Consider the following 17,316-nt stretch of genomic DNA (forward strand, 5'->3'; position numbering starts at 1 on the left):
TTAGCTTTTTTGGGTTACTTTTTCAATGAAAATATCGTTCATAGTAGGGATCACTTCATCCAATCTGTTAATAGCTACATAAGGAAGTAAGGCTTGCAATACCTGATTTGCAGTTTGCTGCGCTCTGATTTTGATTTTTAGCCTGGTTTTATCCCCAATAACGGTGTGTTCCAGTACTTCAAATAGCGCTTGAGCATTTTCAAAATTATACTCACCATGGTATTCCAGCCAATAAATATTGTTGCGGTACTGCGCCTTAATTTCTGCAACCGGGCCGTCCAATATCTTTTTTGAACGGTGGATCAGCGCGATATTGTCGCAGAGTTCTTCCACGGATTCCATTCTATGGGTAGAGAAAATAAAGGTGGCTCCTTCTTTATTGAGTGCTAAGATTTCGTTTTTGATCACATCAGCATTTACCGGGTCGAAACCTGAAAAAGGCTCATCCAGGATAATCAGCTCTGGTTTATGTAAAACGGTGGCTACAAATTGTACTTTTTGCTGCATTCCTTTACTTAGGTCTTCTACCTTTTTACTCCACCAATCACCCATACCCAGTTTCTCAAACCAGTACCTGATCCTTTTGGTCGCCTCGGCAGTACTCAATCCCTTGAGTTTGGCAAGGTATAAAACCTGCTCGCCGATCTCCATTTTCTTGTAAAGCCCTCTTTCCTCCGGCAGGTAGCCGATCTGTGAGATGTGCTGCACGTTGAGCCTTTCTCCATTAAAGATGACTTCTCCGCTGTCAGGAGCCGTAATTTGCGTGATAATTCGGATCAGGGAGGTTTTCCCGGCACCATTAGGGCCTAGAAGGCCAAAGATCTTTCCTTTTTCTACATGCAGACTGACGTCATCTAAAGCCCGATGAGTAGCGTACTGCTTTACAATGTTATTTATAATCAGCATCTTTTTAGTTTTAATAGTTTAGTAGCCTAACTTATTAAATTGTTACTGATGAAAAGATAAATAAATAAAAAAAGCCACCCGAAGGCGGCTTTCTAGCATGCTGACTAACCGGAATTAGTCAAAATATTCTTTCATTTTTTCAAAGAAACTCTTGTCGTTCTTTCCTGGCTGAGGTTTGAAGTTAGGGGATTCCCTAAGTTTCTCCAGCATACTTCTTTCTTCCGAACTTAAAGCTTTCGGCGTCCAGATGTTGACATGGATGATCTCATCACCACGGTGGTAAGAATTGATTTCCGGAATACCTTTGCCTTTCAAACGTAAAAGTTTGCCGCTTTGAGTACCTGGTTCAATCTTGATTTTTGCTTTACCATCAATGGTAGGCACTTCCGCACTGTAACCTAAAGCCGCATCTACAATAGAAACATGTAAGTCGTAAACCACATTATTTCCTTCGCGTTTTAGAGATTCATGAGGAATTTCTTCGATCAGGATGATTAGATCACCTGGAATGCCACCCTGAGGCGCTGCATTACCTTTACCACTCATGCTCAGTTGCATTCCGTCGCTTACCCCAGCAGGGATATTGATGGTAATGGTTTCTTCGCCGCGAGTGATGCCTTCACCATGACAGGAAGTACATTTAGAGGTAATTTGTGAACCACTACCGTTACAGGTAGGGCAGGTAGAGGTTGTTTGCATTTGTCCCAATATGGTATTGGTTACTCTGCGCACGGCACCGCTTCCACCACAGGTTTGACAAGTGCTGACCGAATTACGGTCTTTAGCACCTGAACCATCACAGGTTTTACAGCTGACTTGCTTGTTAACTTTGATTTTCTTTTCTACACCGTTGGCGATTTCTTCCAAGGTAAGTTTTACTTTAATGCGCAGGTTGGTCCCTTTTGCTACACGTCGGCCACCACGAGATTGCTGACCGCCGCCGCCAAAGAAGCTATCAAATGGACTGCCGCCACCACCACCGAAAATGTCTCCAAACTGGCTGAAGATATCTTCCATGTTCATGCCGCCGCCACCATAACCGCCACCGCCGCCAGAAGCACCACCAACACCTGCATGTCCATAATGGTCATAGCGTTGTTTTTTCTCCGGATTACTTAAAATCTCATAAGCTTCAGCTGCTTCCTTAAACTTTTCCTCTGCTGATTTATCATCCGGGTTTTTATCCGGGTGAAACTTAATGGCTAACTTGCGGTAAGCCTTTTTAATCTCTTCAGCAGATGAACTCTTGGTCACGCCAAGCACATCATAAAAATCTCTCTTGCTCATAAAATATTAACTCCCTACAACGACTTTGGCAAAGCGAATCACCTTGTCGTTTAAAGTGTATCCTTTTTCTAATTCGTCCATCACTTTTCCTTTTAACTCCTCATTTGGAGCAGGAATTTTCGTTATTGCCTCATGAAGATCTGTATCAAATGGGGTATGAATCGTTTCCATTTCTTTCAGTCCTTTTTGGCCTAATGTACTTTTTAATTTATGGTGAACCAATGCTAAGCCTTCCAGGATCGGAGCTACATCAGTAGCACCTTCCATAGCCTTATTGGCACGGTCAAAATCATCCAATACCGGAAGCATAGAGACAATTACGTCTTTACCTGCAGTTTGTAAAAGCTCTACACGTTCTTTTTGAGTACGACGTTTGTAGTTGTCGAACTCTGCAAATAAGCGCAGATATTTATCATTTAATGCAGCAACTTCCTGTTGTAGTTTTTCTTCAACTGAAAGTTCAGGCTGAACTTCTTCTGTTGTTGAAGCGGCATCTGCACTTTCTTCGGCTTGCACGTTGGTTACCTGCTCATCAGCAGTATTTTCCATTATAGGATCTTCGATGTCGTTTTTTTTCTTCTTGCTAAACATGGTATAGTAGAATTTTTGGATTCAAACTCAAAAGGTTTGCCAATGAATGATATCGGCCATACTGTCAGTTTTCAAATGAAAAACTGACCAGAATGGCCGGATAATAAATGATTTGTCAGAAAATGGTTACACGATTTGTGCATCCTGATGCACTACGCCAGCTTCACATTTAATGATTCTGGAAGGCAAAGTGCGGATAATATGGTAGTCGTGGGTAGCCATCAATACTGCGGTTCCTCCCTGACTGATTTGTTTCAGCAGCATCACAATTTCTTCAGAAGTATCCGGGTCCAGGTTGCCTGTAGGCTCATCAGCCAGGATGATTTCCGGGTTATTCAATAAAGCACGGGCAATCACCACACGCTGCTGCTCCCCACCGGAAAGCTCATGCGGCATTTTTCTGATTTTAGAACGTAAACCTACTTTCTCCAGCACATCTTTAATGCGCTCCTGAATTAAGGCTGCATCCTTCCAGCCTGTTGCCTTCAAGACAAACTCTAAGTTCTTTTCTACCGTTCTATCGGTCAGCAGTTGGAAATCCTGAAACACAATACCCAGTTTTCTACGCAAATAAGGTACGTCTTTAATCGCCAGGTTCTTTAAATCAAATCCAGCAACCTGTCCTTCACCATTTCCGATGTGCAGGTCCCCATAAATAATTTTCAGTAAACTACTTTTACCAGATCCTGTCTGACCGATTAGAAAAACGAATTCTCCCTTATCCACATTCAGATTTACATTAGATAAGACCAGGTGTTTCTGCTGGAACACATCTACGTTCTTTAAATTTATAACTGCGTTTTCTGTCATGTTTAAATATCTAATTTAGCAATTTGTCCGAAAGGCAAATCGTTCACAAAATTCATTATATAGGGTAACTTATCGCCCAAACCGAGTTTCTCTAAAGATTTATCAGGTCTGTCTACCCGAAAATACGCCAATAGCGTGAATTTATCATCCCGCAACTGTACATAGTCTGGGATTTTGGCAATGCCTTTAACTTTGATTACATACATTTTGTTCAAAAATAGTATTTCAAATTGAGAAATGAAGAGAAATGATCTGTTCCCCTGATTTTACCATCGGTTCAATTGTGGTACAATAATCAGACCCTTATATCCCATTTAGGAAGGCAATCGTGTCTACATTGTCTGCATAATCCCATAATTTAGGTGCCTGACTTTGGCCCGGTGCCAATACCTTGGTATTTAGCTTTAAATCCGCTTTAGAAACCACACATTGGATGTTTTCTTCTTCTTTTACCAGTCTTTCCTGAACCTCTTCGAAACTTTTATAACGTTCATAAAATAATACAGCCAATGGCGATACCATGTTTTCATCTTCCTTCAGCAATAGAAAGCCATTGTCGAAATGCGTCGCCGCATTAACCAGGTAGATCGACTTGTTATAATCGTAGTTGTTGTTGTATTTGAAGTGGTTGATGATGTTCTGGAACGATTCTAAAGGCTCATAGAAGTTCTTGATGTCGTAATCTTCAGGAATGAAAAGTTTAGATACATTTCTGCAGCCCAAACCAAAGTAATCGAAAATATCATGACCCAGCATCGCGATTTCTTCTTTGCTTTCTTCGCCGGTCAGCACCGCTACGCTATTTCTGTTCTTCCTGATGATATTAGGCACTTTTCCGAAATAATATTCAAAATATCTGGAGGTATTGTTGCTGCCAGTAGCAATCACCGCATCAAAATCTTTGAGTCTTTCTATGTAAACGATGTGAGGGGCAAGCAATGGCTCGATTTCTACCAATCTTTTTAATAAAGCTGGCAGCAGCTTGTCATCCGAAGAAGAAAGCTTGATCAATGCAATATTTCCTGTGGCCAGCACAGAAATTACATCATGAAAACCTACCATTGGTATATTTCCAGCTAAAATCAGTCCTACTTTTTTCGGTGTCTCGCTGATCTTGATGGATTTAAACCAGGTTTCAATATCCTGGTCATTGAGCATCTGGTTTAATGCTTTTAAGGCTTTTTCCACTTCCTCAACGGTGAACCAGGCATTGCTATTTGGTGCTGATAAAATTAAATTTTTAAAGTCAGGATCGGGATTGGCAGTAAATTGACCAAGCTTTTTGAGTGCAATTATGAGTTTTTCAGCAGTAAGGATTGCCATATTCCAATTATTTTAAAGTTTATGTGTTATATTTGCATTGCAAAGGTAACCTTAGCATTAGAATTAGACGAAGACATGGCTATTAAAATAACAGACGAATGTATTAACTGTGGAGCATGTGAGCCTGAATGCCCAAATAATGCAATTTATGACGCAGGTACAGCCTGGAGATTCTCTGATGGAACCAATTTAAATGGCATCATTGATTTCGGCGGTAAAGAGGTGGACGCAGAAGCTTCTATGGAAGCGGGATCGGACGAAGTTTATTATATCGTTTCCGATAAGTGTACAGAGTGTAAAGGCTTTCATGATGAACCTCAATGTGCGGCAGTATGCCCGGTAGATTGTTGCGTTGATGATGAAGATGTACGCGAAACTGAAGAAGAACTATTGGCTAAAAAAGCCTGGTTACATCAGGAAAATTAAGAACATAAATATTGAAAAATATAAAGGACGCTTAGATAGCGTCCTTTTTTTATGCCTGATATTTTAATGCAGCTGCTTATTCTTTATCTTCAAATTTATTAGGGACAATCAGGACCGGGCAGGCTGATTTTCTAGCCACATGCTCAGCAACACTGCCCATTAGGAAATGATACAGTCCTGTGCGGCCATAAGTGCCGATGACAATCAGGTTGGAACCCCATTCATCAGATTGCTGGATAATCCCATGCGCTGCATTGTCAATCACACTTAAATAAGTGGTTGGAATGCCTAAACTGTATTTGGCTTCAATTTCTTTCAATAGCATCGTGCTATTTTCTTCACTGTTGTCGTAAGTCTCCAGAAAAACCGGGGCAAGCGTTAGGTCCGGATTAATATTTGCCGGAATGGGTTCGATGATGTTCACCAGTGCTACTTCTGCACCAAATGTTTTTGCGATTTCATACCCTGTCTTGGCCGCCTTTTCGGAGCAGGTACTATTGTCGACAGCAATTAAAATCTTTTTAAGGTTCATGGTCTTACAATTTAATGGTTATACTATTAAGACATCTTGTAACTTGAATTGTTTGCTGATCCCAGGTGATATCAGATTGGATTTGCTGGAAAAGCGAATTCCTTTGCCTAATATATAGATTTCTAATGAGTTTGTAATAATGGGACAGATATTGTTATTTTTATAGCGCCAGAAGCACATTAATATGGAACAACAATATGGAATTTGCAGGGTAGCTATTGCCCCTTTAAGGACTGAGGCCTCGGATAGGGCCGAAATTAGTTCTCAGTTGCTTTTTGGAGATCATGTAGAAATCCTGGAAAAAAAAGAGAACTGGTGGTTGGTTTACAACGCTTATGATGGTTACGAAGGCTGGATGGATTTCAAACAGCTGACCATGATTTCCTTAGAGCAATATGCAAATAACCATGATTGCGACCATGTAGTTCCTGCAGAGTTATTGGGTACCGTGATCGATGAGCAGGGGACTAAATATTACCTTTCTCCGGGAAGTAACCTTCCGATGCTGGAAAATGGCTTCTGTTCCCTTGGTCAGCAAAAATATGCGGTCATGTTTACCCCCTTAAAAATCTCCGCTTATCATACAGTGGAAGAGTTGATCAAACACGCACTTTTCTTTCTGAATGCGCCATACTTATGGGGTGGAAGGAATTTATTTGGGATTGATTGCTCTGGATTTGTACAAATCATCTTTAAATTAAACGGAATCCATTTGAAACGTGACGCCTGGCAGCAGGCAGAACAAGGGGAGGTGGTCGACTTTTTACCAGGTGTAAAACCAGGAGATGTTGCCTTTTTCGACAATGCAGAGGGCAAGATCATTCATGTAGGCATTATGCTCAGTACAGATCGCATCATTCATGCCTCGGGCAAGGTCAGAATTGATCCGATAGATGATCAGGGAATTTATAATGCGGAGTTGGGACGTTACAGCCACCAACTCAGGATCATTAAACGCTTTATCTAACTGCCTTCTATTACGAAATTTGGCGCACACTTTACCGGGAAATTGCAGGAATTGGCAATGAAACACATTTTGTGTGCCTGCTCATGTAAAGCATTCGCCTTTTCCTGGTCTGCTGCTCTGGTAATGGTGACAACCGGATTTAAGATCACTTCTGAAAAGTAACCACTGCCATCCGCATTTTCAATCATCGTTCCTACTGCATTGTCCTGATAATCCATGACAATGATGTCGTTTTGTGAACAAAGGTGAAGGTACCAAAGCATGTGGCAGGAGGAGAGCGAAGAAACCAATAAATCCTCAGGATTGTGTTTGTTTTTATCACCTAGAAATGCGGAATCAGAAGAGCCTGCAATATCAGGTTTCTGAGCAACGGAAATCACATAGTTTCTGTCGTACGAGCGATAATCCATGGTTCCTGAACCTTTATTTCCTGTCCAGGTGACTGCAGTTTTATATTGATGTTCTTTTGCCATGATTGGTACTATATTTATACCAATTTAAACATTCTTATATTTCTTTCCTCAGTTTTTTGAAAGTAAATGGCAGTATTCTGATAACCTGCTAGTTAAATTTCCAAACCATCACTTGTCGGTCGTCTCCAGTAGAAATCAAGTAGTTACCATCTGTACTCCAGATCAGTTTATTGATGGAATGGAAGTGTCCTTCTGTATTCTTTTCCAGGCTTAGGATTTTGTACAGTTTAAAATCGGCACTGCCCCAAACTTTAATGCCTTTATCCTGACTGCAAGTCGCAAAATAAGGTTCAGTAGGGTGAAATGCGATGGCATAAATGCTGAATAGGTGTGCAGCGATACTATTGATCAGCTCATAATCAGGTAAACTCCAGACTTTCAATTGCGCATCCCGACTGCCTGAAATCAGGTAATCTCCGGCAGGAGAATATTGCAGGGAGGTAATCGGTAAAGTGTGACTTCTTAATTCCTTCAGCAGACTGAAATCCTCCGTATGGTAGATTCTGATCAGGCCATCTTTGCCACCCAATGCCATTTCCTTTTCATCATTACTCAAAGCAATCACCCTAACGGTTTGAGGGATCACCTGAAAATGATACAGTAAAGAGAAGTCAGCTAATGACCATACGGCCAGCATACCATCTTCTCCGGTGCTGATCAGTTCGTTCTTATAGGTGATGGTCTTCAGGTCAAATACGCCTTTTTGATGGAAGTTTAAAGTGGCAACCACTTTTTCTTCCTCGAGGTTAAAGACCAGGATGGTGCCGCTGCGCTGTGCGATGAAAAGCAGGTTGCCGAAACGGTGCAAAGCATATACAGAGCTTTGCACCGGCACCAGCACTTTTACAAACCCCATCGTTTCCAATGACCATTCTACAATACCTTTATCATTTCCGGCACTAAAAAACGTGTCTTTTTTAGGAGAGTTCAGTAAGGCGTAGATTGGGTTTTGGTGTCCGCTTAAGGTATGTAAGTGTTTCAGCATTTTAATTTATTCTTGGTACCGCTTGTCTTTATGGACAGCAGCTTATGATTTACGGTGTCTTTTTTCCAGGTTTTGAGCAATTTCCGTCAAGCTTTTTCCTTTTTCTTTTAGCAAGACTAAAAGGTGGAAAATCAGGTCTGAACTTTCATTCACAAAATCTTCATCGGTTTCGTTTAAAGCGGCAATCACGGTTTCTACACCTTCTTCACCAACTTTTTGCGCAATCTTGTTCAGTCCTTTCTGACGTAACTTGTTGACATAAGATTCTTCTGAAGGGTTTTCATACCTGTCGGAGATGACGCTTTCCAATTCAAAAAGGAAGTTTTGATTGTAATCCGTTTTAAAGCAGCTTCTGCTACCTGTATGACAGGTTGGACCTACCGGGCTCGCTTTGATTAAAATCGTATCGCGGTCGCAGTCAATATGTGTGTCTTTTACGAAAAGGAAGTTTCCACTTTCTTCCCCTTTAGTCCAGAGGCGGTTTTTAGACCTGGAAAAGAAGGTCACTTTGCCCTCTTCCTGAGTTTTTGTCCAGGCTTCCTGGTTCATGTAACCCAGCATTAAAACTTCCAGTGTCTGGTGGTCCTGAATGATGACAGGAACCAGGCCATCCGTTTTTTCAAAATCTATAATCATAACCTTACAGGTATATTGTGGTATTTTAATTTTTGTTTCAGGTCGGGGATAGGGATCTCAGCAAAGTGAAATACCGAAGCCGCAAGGGCTGCATCCACGCCTGTTTTTTCAAAGACTTCTATGAAATGTTCAATAGTTCCGGCACCTCCAGAGGCAATTACAGGGATATTGATCATTTGTGTAATGCGATTCAATAACTTGCAATCAAATCCTTGTTTTGTCCCATCATGGTCCATAGAGGTGAGCAGAATCTCTCCTGCACCCATATTTTCTGCCTGTTTGATCCAGTTTTCTGTTTCCAGTTCAGTGATCAGTCGGCCGCCGTTCAAATGCACGCGGTTTTTGCCTTCCACCAATTTGGTATCTACAGCTACCACTACAAACTGAACGCCAAAAGCAGCTGCCAGTTCTTCAATCAAAGCAGGGTTTTTCACTGCTGCCGAGTTGATGCTGATCTTATCAGCGCCTGCATTGAGCAAAGCTTCAGCATCCTGGATGGTGGTAATACCGCCGCCAATGGTAAAAGGGATGTTCAGCTGACGGGCAACTGATTTCACCATTTCTATCATTGTTTTACGACGTTCATGGGTGGCAGTAATGTCCAGAAAAACAAGTTCATCGGCACCTTGCTGGGCATATTGCCAGGCCAGTTCTACCGGATCTCCTGCATCTTTCAGGTCTACAAAGTTGACCCCTTTAACCGTTCTGCCATCTTTAACATCCAGGCATGGAATGATACGTTTACTTAGCATCGGCTTAAAGAGAAGTCATTTGCTTTAAATTCCATTCTTTGATCTCCTCAATGGTGATTCTGTTTTCATAGATGGCTTTACCAACTACCACAGAACGGATGTCTAATTTTGCCAGTTCTTCAATGTCCGCCATCGAACTTACGCCGCCAGAGGCGATTAGTTTAATGAAAGGAGAGTGCTCCAATAGTTTTTTATAAAGGTCTACCGCAGCTCCGCCTAGTTTTCCGTCTTTGTTAATATCGGTACATAGGAATCTGAAAAAGCCCAATTGCAGGCATTTATCTACGTAATCCATTAATTTTACCGGCGAACTTTCCATCCATCCAGAATATTTGATCACTTCATCCAATACATCAATCGCAATCACGATTCTGTTGGCATAATCATATTTCTTACCTACTTCCTGGCTCAATTCCGCAAGGAAATCTGGATTAGTGATGGCTTGTGTACCTACGATGACGCGGTGAATTCCAGCATCCAATAGGTCTGTAACCTGTTGAATGGTGCGGATACCACCTCCGTATTGCACACGCATATCAGTTTTACTGATGATTTCAAACAATGCTTTCTGGTTACTAAAATCACCTTTGGCACCGTTTAAGTCAATAATATGTATGAATTCTGTACCGTTAGAACGGTATGTTTCGATCATTTCAGCGATGGAAACATCATATTCAGTTTTCTGGTTGTAGTCACCTTCTCTAAGACGAACGACTTTACCATCTAAAATATCAATAGCAGGAATAATGTACATTTTATTGTTTTAAGTTTGAAAAATTCTTTAATATCTGTTCTCCGGCATTCCCAGATTTTTCTGGGTGGAACTGAACGCCATAGAAGTTATCTTTTTGTATCGCTGCAGAAAATGGCTCGCCATAGTTTGCAGTGGCAATATCAAAAATAGGGTTATATTCAATAAAGTACGAATGCACAAAGTAAAATTGTGTGCCGCTCGCTACGCCATCAAATAATGGATTGTTTTTATGCTCAATATTATTCCAGCCCATGTGCGGAATTTTAATGCCCTGGTTTTTATCGAATAACCGGGTATTTAAGGGAAAGATGCCGGTTAGTTTGGCATCTCCTTCTTCAGAATGATCAGTTAGGAGCTGCATGCCTACACAAATGCCCAATACTGGTTTTTTAAGCGCTTTTATGGGTGCTACCAGGCCGGTTTGTTCCAGCTTATTCATGGCTGCAGCGGCATGGCCTACCCCTGGGATGATGATATGGGTATATTTATCCAGATCAGCTTCCGTGTTGACCATCCCGTAGTTCAGGCCTTGTCTTTCCAATGCTGAGGTCAGCGAAAAGATGTTGCCAGCTCCGTAGTTTACGATTCCAATCATTACAATACGCCTTTAGTACTTGGTAAGACTAACTTTTCTGCATCTCGTTTAATGGCCATTTTGATGGCTTTTGCGAAAGCTTTAAAGATCGCTTCAATTTTATGGTGTTCATTGTCGCCTTCCGCTTTAATATTCAGGTTGCATTTTGCCGCATCGCTGAAGGATTTGAAGAAGTGGTAGAACATTTCTGTAGGCATATCACCTACTTTTTCGCGTTTAAAATCAGCCTCCCAAACGATCCAGTTTCTGCCGCCAAAATCAATGGCTGCCTGTGCTAGACAATCGTCCATTGGTAAGCAGAAACCATAGCGCTCCAGACCTAATTTATTGCCGATTGCCTTTGCAAATGCTTCGCCAAGGGCGATTCCGGTATCTTCAATGGTATGGTGCTCATCAATGTGAAGGTCGCCATTTGTTTTTATTTTCAGGTCGATACTGCCATGACGGGCGATCTGATCCAGCATATGGTCAAAGAAGTTCAATCCTGTAGAGATTTCTGCTTTGCCGGTGCCATCCAGGTCTATATCGATGCTGATTTTTGTTTCATTGGTATTTCTTTCATGGTGAATGGTCCGTGTTCCGGCTTTCAGCATGGTGTAAATGTCTTCCCAGTTTTGAGTTTTTAACGCGATATATTCGCTCAGGGCCTCAATTTTATCTAGTTTTTCATTGGCACCCAATTGCAGGTTATTGCATAACCAGATGGCTTTTGCACCCAGGTTTTTAGCCAGAATGATGTCGTTGATGCGATCGCCGATCACAAAAGAATTTTCCAGGTCGTAATCTGCAGTCAGGAAATGCTGTAATAAACCGATGTTAGGTTTACGCGTTGGGGCATTTTCATGGGCAAAAGTTTTGTCGATGATCACTTCATTGAACACCACACCTTCATTGGCGAAGGTTTTCATCACAAAGTTGTGTACCGGCCAAAAGTTAACTTCCGGGTGGGAATCTGTGCCCAATCCGTCCTGATTGGTCACCATCACCAAATCATAATCCAGCTCTTTAGCTATTTTTGAAAGGTAATAAAGAGATCTTGGGTAAAACTCCAGTTTCTCAAAAGAGTCAATCTGCTCATCAGGTGGTTCATTAATGAGGGTACCGTCTCTGTCAATAAATAATACTTTTTTCATCAGAATGTTATTGCTTTTCAATGGTTATGAAGCCATTAAAAAAGGTTTCATGTTTTATGAGTTCAGCGCTTTCAAAGCGTTTAAGAGGATTTCGTTTTCTTGTGGGGTTCCTATCGTGATTCTTAGGCAACCTTCACATAAGGTTACTTTAGAGCGGTCTCTCACGATGATGCCCTGGTTTACCAAAGCGTCATAAGTTTTCAAGGCATCGATCACTTCAATGAGTATGAAATTGGCATCGGAAGCATGGACCTTTTTAACGATGGGCAGGTTGAGCAGCTCCTCGCTCAGATTTTCTCTTTCTGCAACAGTGATTTTGATCCATTCATTGACCTGTGCGATGTTTTCCAAAGCTTTCAAAGCCAGGTCCTGTGTGGCCTGATTGATGTTATATGGAGGTTTTACTTTATTCAGGATGTCGATGACCGGGCGTGCAGCAAAGGCCATTCCTAAGCGCAATGCGGCAAGGCCCCATGCTTTAGAAAATGTTTGCAGGATCACCAGGTTCGGGTATTCCGTCAGTTCCTGGATAAAAGTGCGCTGTTTGGCGTAGTTAATATAAGCTTCGTCAATGATCACCAATCCATTGAAATTAGCCAGTACCGTTTCAATATCGGTGCGGATAATAGAATTTCCGGTAGGGTTATTTGGAGAACAAATGAAAATCAGCTTCGTATTTTCATCGATGGCTTCCGAGATTTTCTCCAGGTCCAGCTGAAAGTTTGGCAGCAGGTTTACTTTTCTGGCTTCCACATTGTTGATGCCCGCAGAAACCTCATACATGCCATACGTAGGAGGAAGGATGATCACATTGTCTTTTCCCGGTTCGCAGAAAGCGCGAAACAATAAGTCTATCGCTTCATCGCTGCCATTCCCAAGGAAGGTGTTTTCAATCGGTACACCTTTGATTTTGCTGATGGCGTCTTTAAGATCCAGTTGCAATGGATCCGGGTATCTGTTAAAATTAACATCTAGCGGAGAACCGTATCCGTTCTCATTTGCATCTAAAAATACACTGGCCTGTCCTTTATATTCATCTCTAGCAGTAGAATATGGTTTCAGATTTTTGATGTTTTCTCTTTGGAGGTTATTGATATCCATCTTTATGATTTTAAACGAATAGTGATTGCATTTTTGTGAGCTTGCAGACCTTCTGCAGCGGCCAACACCTCAACGGTATTGCCAATATTGGCCAAACCTTGTTCTGTGATGTGTTGAAAGGTGATTTTCTTGATAAAAGAATCCAGAGATACGCCAGAGTATGCTTTGGCAAAACCGCTGGTAGGTAGGGTATGGTTGGTGCCCGAGGCATAGTCGCCGGCACTTTCCGGAGTCAGGTTGCCTAAAAATACAGAACCTGCATTCTCAATCAGCGGGATCAGCTGCTCAAATTGAGCGGTAGCTAAGATCAGGTGTTCCGGAGCATATTCATTGCTAAATTCCATGGCTTGTTCCAGGTCGTCTACTAATACTGCATAAGAATTGGCGATCGCTTTTGCGGTAACGTCTTTTCTAGGAAGTACAGCAATCTGGGCTTCGATTTGTTTTAGCGTTTCCGCAATAATTTCGGGAGAAGTGGCGACTAAAATCGCCTGACTGTCGGCACCATGTTCTGCCTGAGCCAATAAATCTGACGCGATAAAAGCTGGATTTGCAGTCTCATCCGCAATGACCAAAACTTCTGAAGGACCCGCAGGCATGTCTATAGCCGTCATGCTGCTGGACTGAATCAGTTGTTTAGCCTGAGTCACGTAACGGTTTCCCGGTCCGAAAATCTTGTATACTTTCGGAACGCTTTCTGTACCGTAAGCCATTGCGGCAACAGCTTGTGCACCGCCGATCATATATATCTTGTTGATGCCGAGCTTTAGGGCACAGTAAGCAAGGTAACAATTGGTTTTTCCGTCTTTCTGAGGAGGGGAGCACACCACAATTTCTTTACACCCTGCCAACACCGCCGGGATACCGAGCATCAAAAAAGTGCTGGGCAGCACCGCAGATCCACCAGGAATGTATAAGCCTACGCGAGAAATGGGCCTGGATTCCCGCCAGCAGGTGACGCCGGGCATGGTTTCCAGTTTGTTTTCCGTGTTGGCTTGTGCGGCGTGAAAAGCATGGATATTTGCATAAGCGGTATCAATCGCTGCTTTTTCAGCTGCAGGAATAGTCGCAGCAATGCTTTTGATCTCGGCTTCGGAAAGAAATAATTCTTTTAAGGCCACCTGATCAAATTGCTGAGCATAATCTACCAAAGCAGCATCTCCACGTGTTTTTACCTGCTCAATAATCTGAGTGACACGATCCAGGATACTACTATCGTCTTCCAGTTGTCTTAAACAGAGATTTTTGATCTCTTGCTCCGTCAACTCTTTATAACTATAGGTTTTCAATGTCTTGTTTTTTTAGGTGAAACTTAAGCGATGATTTTCTCAATTGGCATAACTACAATTCCCTGGGCTCCGGCAGCTTTCAGGCTGTTGATCTTTTCCCAGAAATCGTGTTCCGCAATTACAGAATGTACAGCCACCCATTCTTCATCAAACAAAGGCACCACCGTTGGACTTTTTACTCCTGGTAATAAATCAACCACTTTCTTCAGATTGGTTTTTGCAACGTTCAACACCACGTATTTGGTTTCTTTAGCGCGCAATACCGAAAGGATTCTTTGTAATAGTTCCTGTACTTCAGGCAGCAATTCAGATCCTTTGCTGCCAATCAGGATGGCTTCAGATTTCATGACTTCCGAGAATGGTTTTAAACCATTGCTTTTTAGCGTGCCGCCAGTAGATACAATGTCGCAGATGGCATCGCTCAATCCTAATCCAGGACCAATCTCTACCGAACCTGAAATGGTTCTTACTTCTGCATTGACGTGATTTTCTTTCAGGTATTTCTCTAAAATTACCGGGTAAGAAGTGGCAATGGCTTTACCTTCTAACTGCGCGATCTCGGTGATTCTGCTTTCATTAGGAATAGCGATTTTTAACGTGCATTTACCGAAACCTAAGCGTTGAAGGTAAGTCACATCAGCACCGGATTCTACAATTACATTCTCTCCAACAATACCGATGTCGGCAATGCCATCCTGAACATATTCTGGAATGTCATCATCTCTCAGGAAAAGAATCTCTAAAGGGAAATTAGTAACGGTGGATATAAGGGAACTTTTGTAGTTTTCGAATGATAAACCACAATTTTTAAGAATCTCTACTGATTTTTCGTTTAATCTACCAGATTTCTGGATAGCTATTTTAAGTGTTTTCAATTAGTATGCTAGGTTGAAATTATTGAATATTGGACAAGAAGATATTTCGGAAACAAGTTTTGAAGTACAAAACATTACATATACATCGCCGACAGGCGATGGTGCAAATGTAAATGATGGTTCAAAATTTGGTTCATAATTCTTTTTAAGTCCTTAATCAACAATGTTTAGCATGTTGTGGAACTGCAAATATATAGATTGAAAGCAAAAAACAAAATATATATGGCATTTAATTTGCCTAAAGGAGTTTGATAATGACAATTAACGTCTAGTTTTGTAAAAAAAAATACCACATTGAAAAAAATACTGTTCTTCTTAATCCCTGTTTGTTTGCTTTTAAATGGTTGTTCTTGGTTTAAAGATACACCAGAGATTGGTCTTTTGCTATCGAAACATTTTGATCGTAAACTTTATAAAGATTTTGATACTGCGGAGTATAATGTAGTGTTTAAGCAACAATTTGATGCCTTAAAAGGGAAATTGACAAACCCGAATACCATAAAATATTTTTATGCAAGCCACAATGAAGAGCCGCGTCTGGTGACTCAGTTTTTCATCAACGGTGGATTAGATACCTTAACTGCTTACATCGCCAGAGTGGATGCGCATGGCTATAACCCAGAACTTTTCCGACTGGAAGAACTGAAAAAATCATTACAGGCTTTATCCCTTAATAAGTTCAAAAACATTCAGGAAGTTTATCCTGTCATTGCTGATTTAGAGTTAAATGCAGCAGAGAGCTTAACCAAGTACGATAATTTTGTGGCCTATGGCAGTGTAAACCCACGTAAATTGTTCTCCCGTTATTATGTTTCGGTAAAACGCCCCGATAGTGCGAGTATCTCTAAGGTATTGGGAACTGCAGATATTCAAGGTTTACTGAAAGAGATCCAGCCAGATTCTAAACAATATATTGCGCTGCAACACAAATTGGCAGATTTAAAAGCCGCTGGTTTAGGGAAAAGTGACCAGGCGAAAACTATTCTGGTTAATATGGAGCGTTTGAGGTGGAAGTTACCAGAGATGGGCACAGAATTCGTGGAGGTTAATATTCCTGATTTTTCGCTGACCTGGTTTAGCAAAGAAGATACTTTGACGCACATGAAAGTCTGTGTAGGGGGAAAGAGAGAAGAAGGATATGCAGAGAAAATGGCCAAATATGCGAAAAGCGGCAATCTGGATGATAAACCTAAAAACCACGAAACACCAATATTATACAGCAAGCTGAATTCTATTCAGGTAAACCCAATCTGGAACATCCCGGTGAGCATCGCCAGAAATGAAATCTATTGGATGGCCAGAAAAGACCCTTATTATTTATCTAACAGCAATATCAATGTATACCGCAATGGTAAATTGATCGGAGAGCCGGATACTATTCAATGGAGTAACTATTCCAGAGAGAAATTGCCTTATCAGTTTAAACAAGGTTCTGGAGATGGGAATGCCTTGGGTAAATTTAAGTTTATCTTCGACAATGGTTCCAGCATTTACCTGCATGACACCAATAATAAGAGTGGTTTCGCAAAGGCCAACCGTGCCATCAGCCATGGCTGTGTCCGCGTAGAGAAACCTTTGGAATTTGCCCAGAACCTGGTGAAAGATAAAAACCGTTACGATCAGCTGAGGATGGAAGTAAATCTTCCGCCTTTAGATACCACAAAAATGGAGCTGTACCGCAAAAAACTGGCAAAGAAAGCAGATACGGTGAATTTGTTCAAGCTAAAACCTACCTGGTTTGGTACCAAGAAGCAGGTTCCACTGATTATAAATTACATCACAGCCTGGTCACAGAACGGTTCAATGCAATATAGAGCCGATGTGTACGGATTAGATGAAACTTTATGGTCAGCTATGAGGAAATTCATGTAAAAGTTCTAC

20 protein-coding genes are annotated in these 17,316 nt (G+C 41.5%); 3 read left to right on the plus strand and 17 right to left on the minus strand.

The window, feature by feature from the left end; translation table 11 throughout:
- The 6 genes from K7X70_RS05530 to K7X70_RS05555 all read right to left on the minus strand — a co-directional run bounded on the left by K7X70_RS05530 (position 1) and on the right by K7X70_RS05555 (position 4,917).
- Entirely contained in the window at positions 1-906 is a 906-nt protein-coding gene (locus K7X70_RS05530; protein WP_222536115.1) for an ABC transporter ATP-binding protein, read from the minus strand.
- A gap of 114 nt (positions 907-1,020) precedes the next feature.
- The gene (gene dnaJ, locus K7X70_RS05535; RefSeq protein ID WP_222536116.1) at positions 1,021-2,193 is read right to left on the minus strand and encodes a molecular chaperone DnaJ; all 1,173 of its coding nucleotides are present in this window, start codon (positions 2,191-2,193) and stop codon (positions 1,021-1,023) included.
- A gap of 6 nt (positions 2,194-2,199) precedes the next feature.
- Complete coding sequence (locus K7X70_RS05540) at positions 2,200-2,784, minus strand: nucleotide exchange factor GrpE (RefSeq protein ID WP_062547216.1); 585 nt, start codon at positions 2,782-2,784, stop codon at positions 2,200-2,202.
- 126 nt (positions 2,785-2,910) lie between these two features.
- On the minus strand, positions 2,911-3,594 hold the full coding sequence (locus tag K7X70_RS05545) for a cell division ATP-binding protein FtsE (protein ID WP_062547217.1): 684 nt from the start codon (positions 3,592-3,594) through the stop codon (positions 2,911-2,913).
- Between the two features lie 2 nt (positions 3,595-3,596).
- Positions 3,597-3,800 carry a hypothetical protein gene (locus K7X70_RS05550; RefSeq protein ID WP_062547218.1) on the minus strand — a complete coding sequence of 68 codons (204 nt, stop codon included), beginning with the start codon at positions 3,798-3,800 and terminating at the stop codon, positions 3,597-3,599.
- A 97-nt stretch (positions 3,801-3,897) separates the two neighbouring features.
- Positions 3,898-4,917, minus strand: a complete 1,020-nt coding sequence (locus tag K7X70_RS05555) for an acyl-CoA reductase (RefSeq protein WP_222536117.1) — start codon at positions 4,915-4,917, stop codon at positions 3,898-3,900.
- A 75-nt stretch (positions 4,918-4,992) separates the two neighbouring features.
- On the opposite strand from K7X70_RS05555, the gene K7X70_RS05560 reads away from it, so the two are divergent.
- Positions 4,993-5,343, plus strand: coding sequence for a 4Fe-4S dicluster domain-containing protein (locus tag K7X70_RS05560; RefSeq protein WP_187667603.1), 351 nt, complete (start codon positions 4,993-4,995; stop codon positions 5,341-5,343).
- A gap of 76 nt (positions 5,344-5,419) precedes the next feature.
- On the opposite strand, the gene K7X70_RS05565 is transcribed toward K7X70_RS05560, so the two are convergent.
- Positions 5,420-5,875, minus strand: a complete 456-nt coding sequence (locus K7X70_RS05565; protein ID WP_062547220.1) for a universal stress protein — start codon at positions 5,873-5,875, stop codon at positions 5,420-5,422.
- Positions 5,876-6,059: 184 nt separating this feature from the next.
- On the opposite strand from K7X70_RS05565, the gene K7X70_RS05570 reads away from it, so the two are divergent.
- Positions 6,060-6,842: a C40 family peptidase gene (locus K7X70_RS05570; RefSeq protein ID WP_222536118.1), complete on the plus strand. Its 783-nt coding sequence runs from the start codon at positions 6,060-6,062 to the stop codon at positions 6,840-6,842.
- On the opposite strand, the gene K7X70_RS05575 is transcribed toward K7X70_RS05570, so the two are convergent.
- From K7X70_RS05575 to hisG, 10 genes are all read right to left on the minus strand, one after another.
- The gene (locus K7X70_RS05575) at positions 6,839-7,315 is read right to left on the minus strand and encodes an OsmC family protein (RefSeq protein ID WP_222536119.1); all 477 of its coding nucleotides are present in this window, start codon (positions 7,313-7,315) and stop codon (positions 6,839-6,841) included. The two genes, K7X70_RS05570 and K7X70_RS05575, sit on opposite strands and share 4 nt — an antisense overlap.
- 88 nt (positions 7,316-7,403) lie before the next feature.
- Positions 7,404-8,300: a WD40 repeat domain-containing protein gene (locus K7X70_RS05580; RefSeq protein WP_222536120.1), complete on the minus strand. Its 897-nt coding sequence runs from the start codon at positions 8,298-8,300 to the stop codon at positions 7,404-7,406.
- 42 nt (positions 8,301-8,342) lie between these two features.
- Positions 8,343-8,936 (minus strand): bifunctional phosphoribosyl-AMP cyclohydrolase/phosphoribosyl-ATP diphosphatase HisIE, encoded by a 594-nt coding sequence (hisIE, locus tag K7X70_RS05585; RefSeq protein WP_222536121.1) that lies wholly within the window; start codon positions 8,934-8,936, stop codon positions 8,343-8,345.
- The gene (gene hisF, locus K7X70_RS05590; RefSeq protein WP_222536122.1) at positions 8,933-9,688 is read right to left on the minus strand and encodes an imidazole glycerol phosphate synthase subunit HisF; all 756 of its coding nucleotides are present in this window, start codon (positions 9,686-9,688) and stop codon (positions 8,933-8,935) included. The genes hisIE and hisF overlap by 4 nt, the downstream gene beginning before the upstream one ends.
- A 4-nt stretch (positions 9,689-9,692) precedes the next feature.
- Positions 9,693-10,442, minus strand: a complete 750-nt coding sequence (gene hisA, locus K7X70_RS05595) for a 1-(5-phosphoribosyl)-5-[(5-phosphoribosylamino)methylideneamino]imidazole-4-carboxamide isomerase (protein WP_222536123.1) — start codon at positions 10,440-10,442, stop codon at positions 9,693-9,695.
- A 1-nt stretch (position 10,443) separates the two neighbouring features.
- On the minus strand, positions 10,444-11,037 hold the full coding sequence (gene hisH / locus K7X70_RS05600; RefSeq protein ID WP_222536124.1) for an imidazole glycerol phosphate synthase subunit HisH: 594 nt from the start codon (positions 11,035-11,037) through the stop codon (positions 10,444-10,446).
- Positions 11,037-12,170 (minus strand): bifunctional histidinol-phosphatase/imidazoleglycerol-phosphate dehydratase HisB, encoded by a 1,134-nt coding sequence (gene hisB / locus K7X70_RS05605; protein WP_222536125.1) that lies wholly within the window; start codon positions 12,168-12,170, stop codon positions 11,037-11,039. Before hisB ends, hisH begins: the two co-directional genes overlap by 1 nt.
- Before the next feature lie 54 nt (positions 12,171-12,224).
- Positions 12,225-13,271 carry a histidinol-phosphate transaminase gene (gene hisC, locus K7X70_RS05610; RefSeq protein WP_222536126.1) on the minus strand — a complete coding sequence of 349 codons (1,047 nt, stop codon included), beginning with the start codon at positions 13,269-13,271 and terminating at the stop codon, positions 12,225-12,227.
- Positions 13,272-13,273: 2 nt separating this feature from the next.
- Positions 13,274-14,560, minus strand: a complete 1,287-nt coding sequence (gene hisD, locus K7X70_RS05615; protein ID WP_222536127.1) for a histidinol dehydrogenase — start codon at positions 14,558-14,560, stop codon at positions 13,274-13,276.
- Positions 14,561-14,583: 23 nt separating this feature from the next.
- The gene (hisG, locus tag K7X70_RS05620; RefSeq protein WP_222536128.1) at positions 14,584-15,435 is read right to left on the minus strand and encodes an ATP phosphoribosyltransferase; all 852 of its coding nucleotides are present in this window, start codon (positions 15,433-15,435) and stop codon (positions 14,584-14,586) included.
- Positions 15,436-15,729: 294 nt separating this feature from the next.
- Between hisG and K7X70_RS05625 the strand changes: the two genes are divergently transcribed.
- Complete coding sequence (locus tag K7X70_RS05625) at positions 15,730-17,307, plus strand: L,D-transpeptidase family protein (RefSeq protein ID WP_222536129.1); 1,578 nt, start codon at positions 15,730-15,732, stop codon at positions 17,305-17,307.
- Positions 17,308-17,316: the final 9 nt, after the last annotated feature.

Origin of the sequence: Pedobacter polysacchareus, assembly GCF_019802255.1 — a bacterium.
GTDB classification, from domain to species: domain Bacteria; phylum Bacteroidota; class Bacteroidia; order Sphingobacteriales; family Sphingobacteriaceae; genus Pedobacter; species Pedobacter polysacchareus.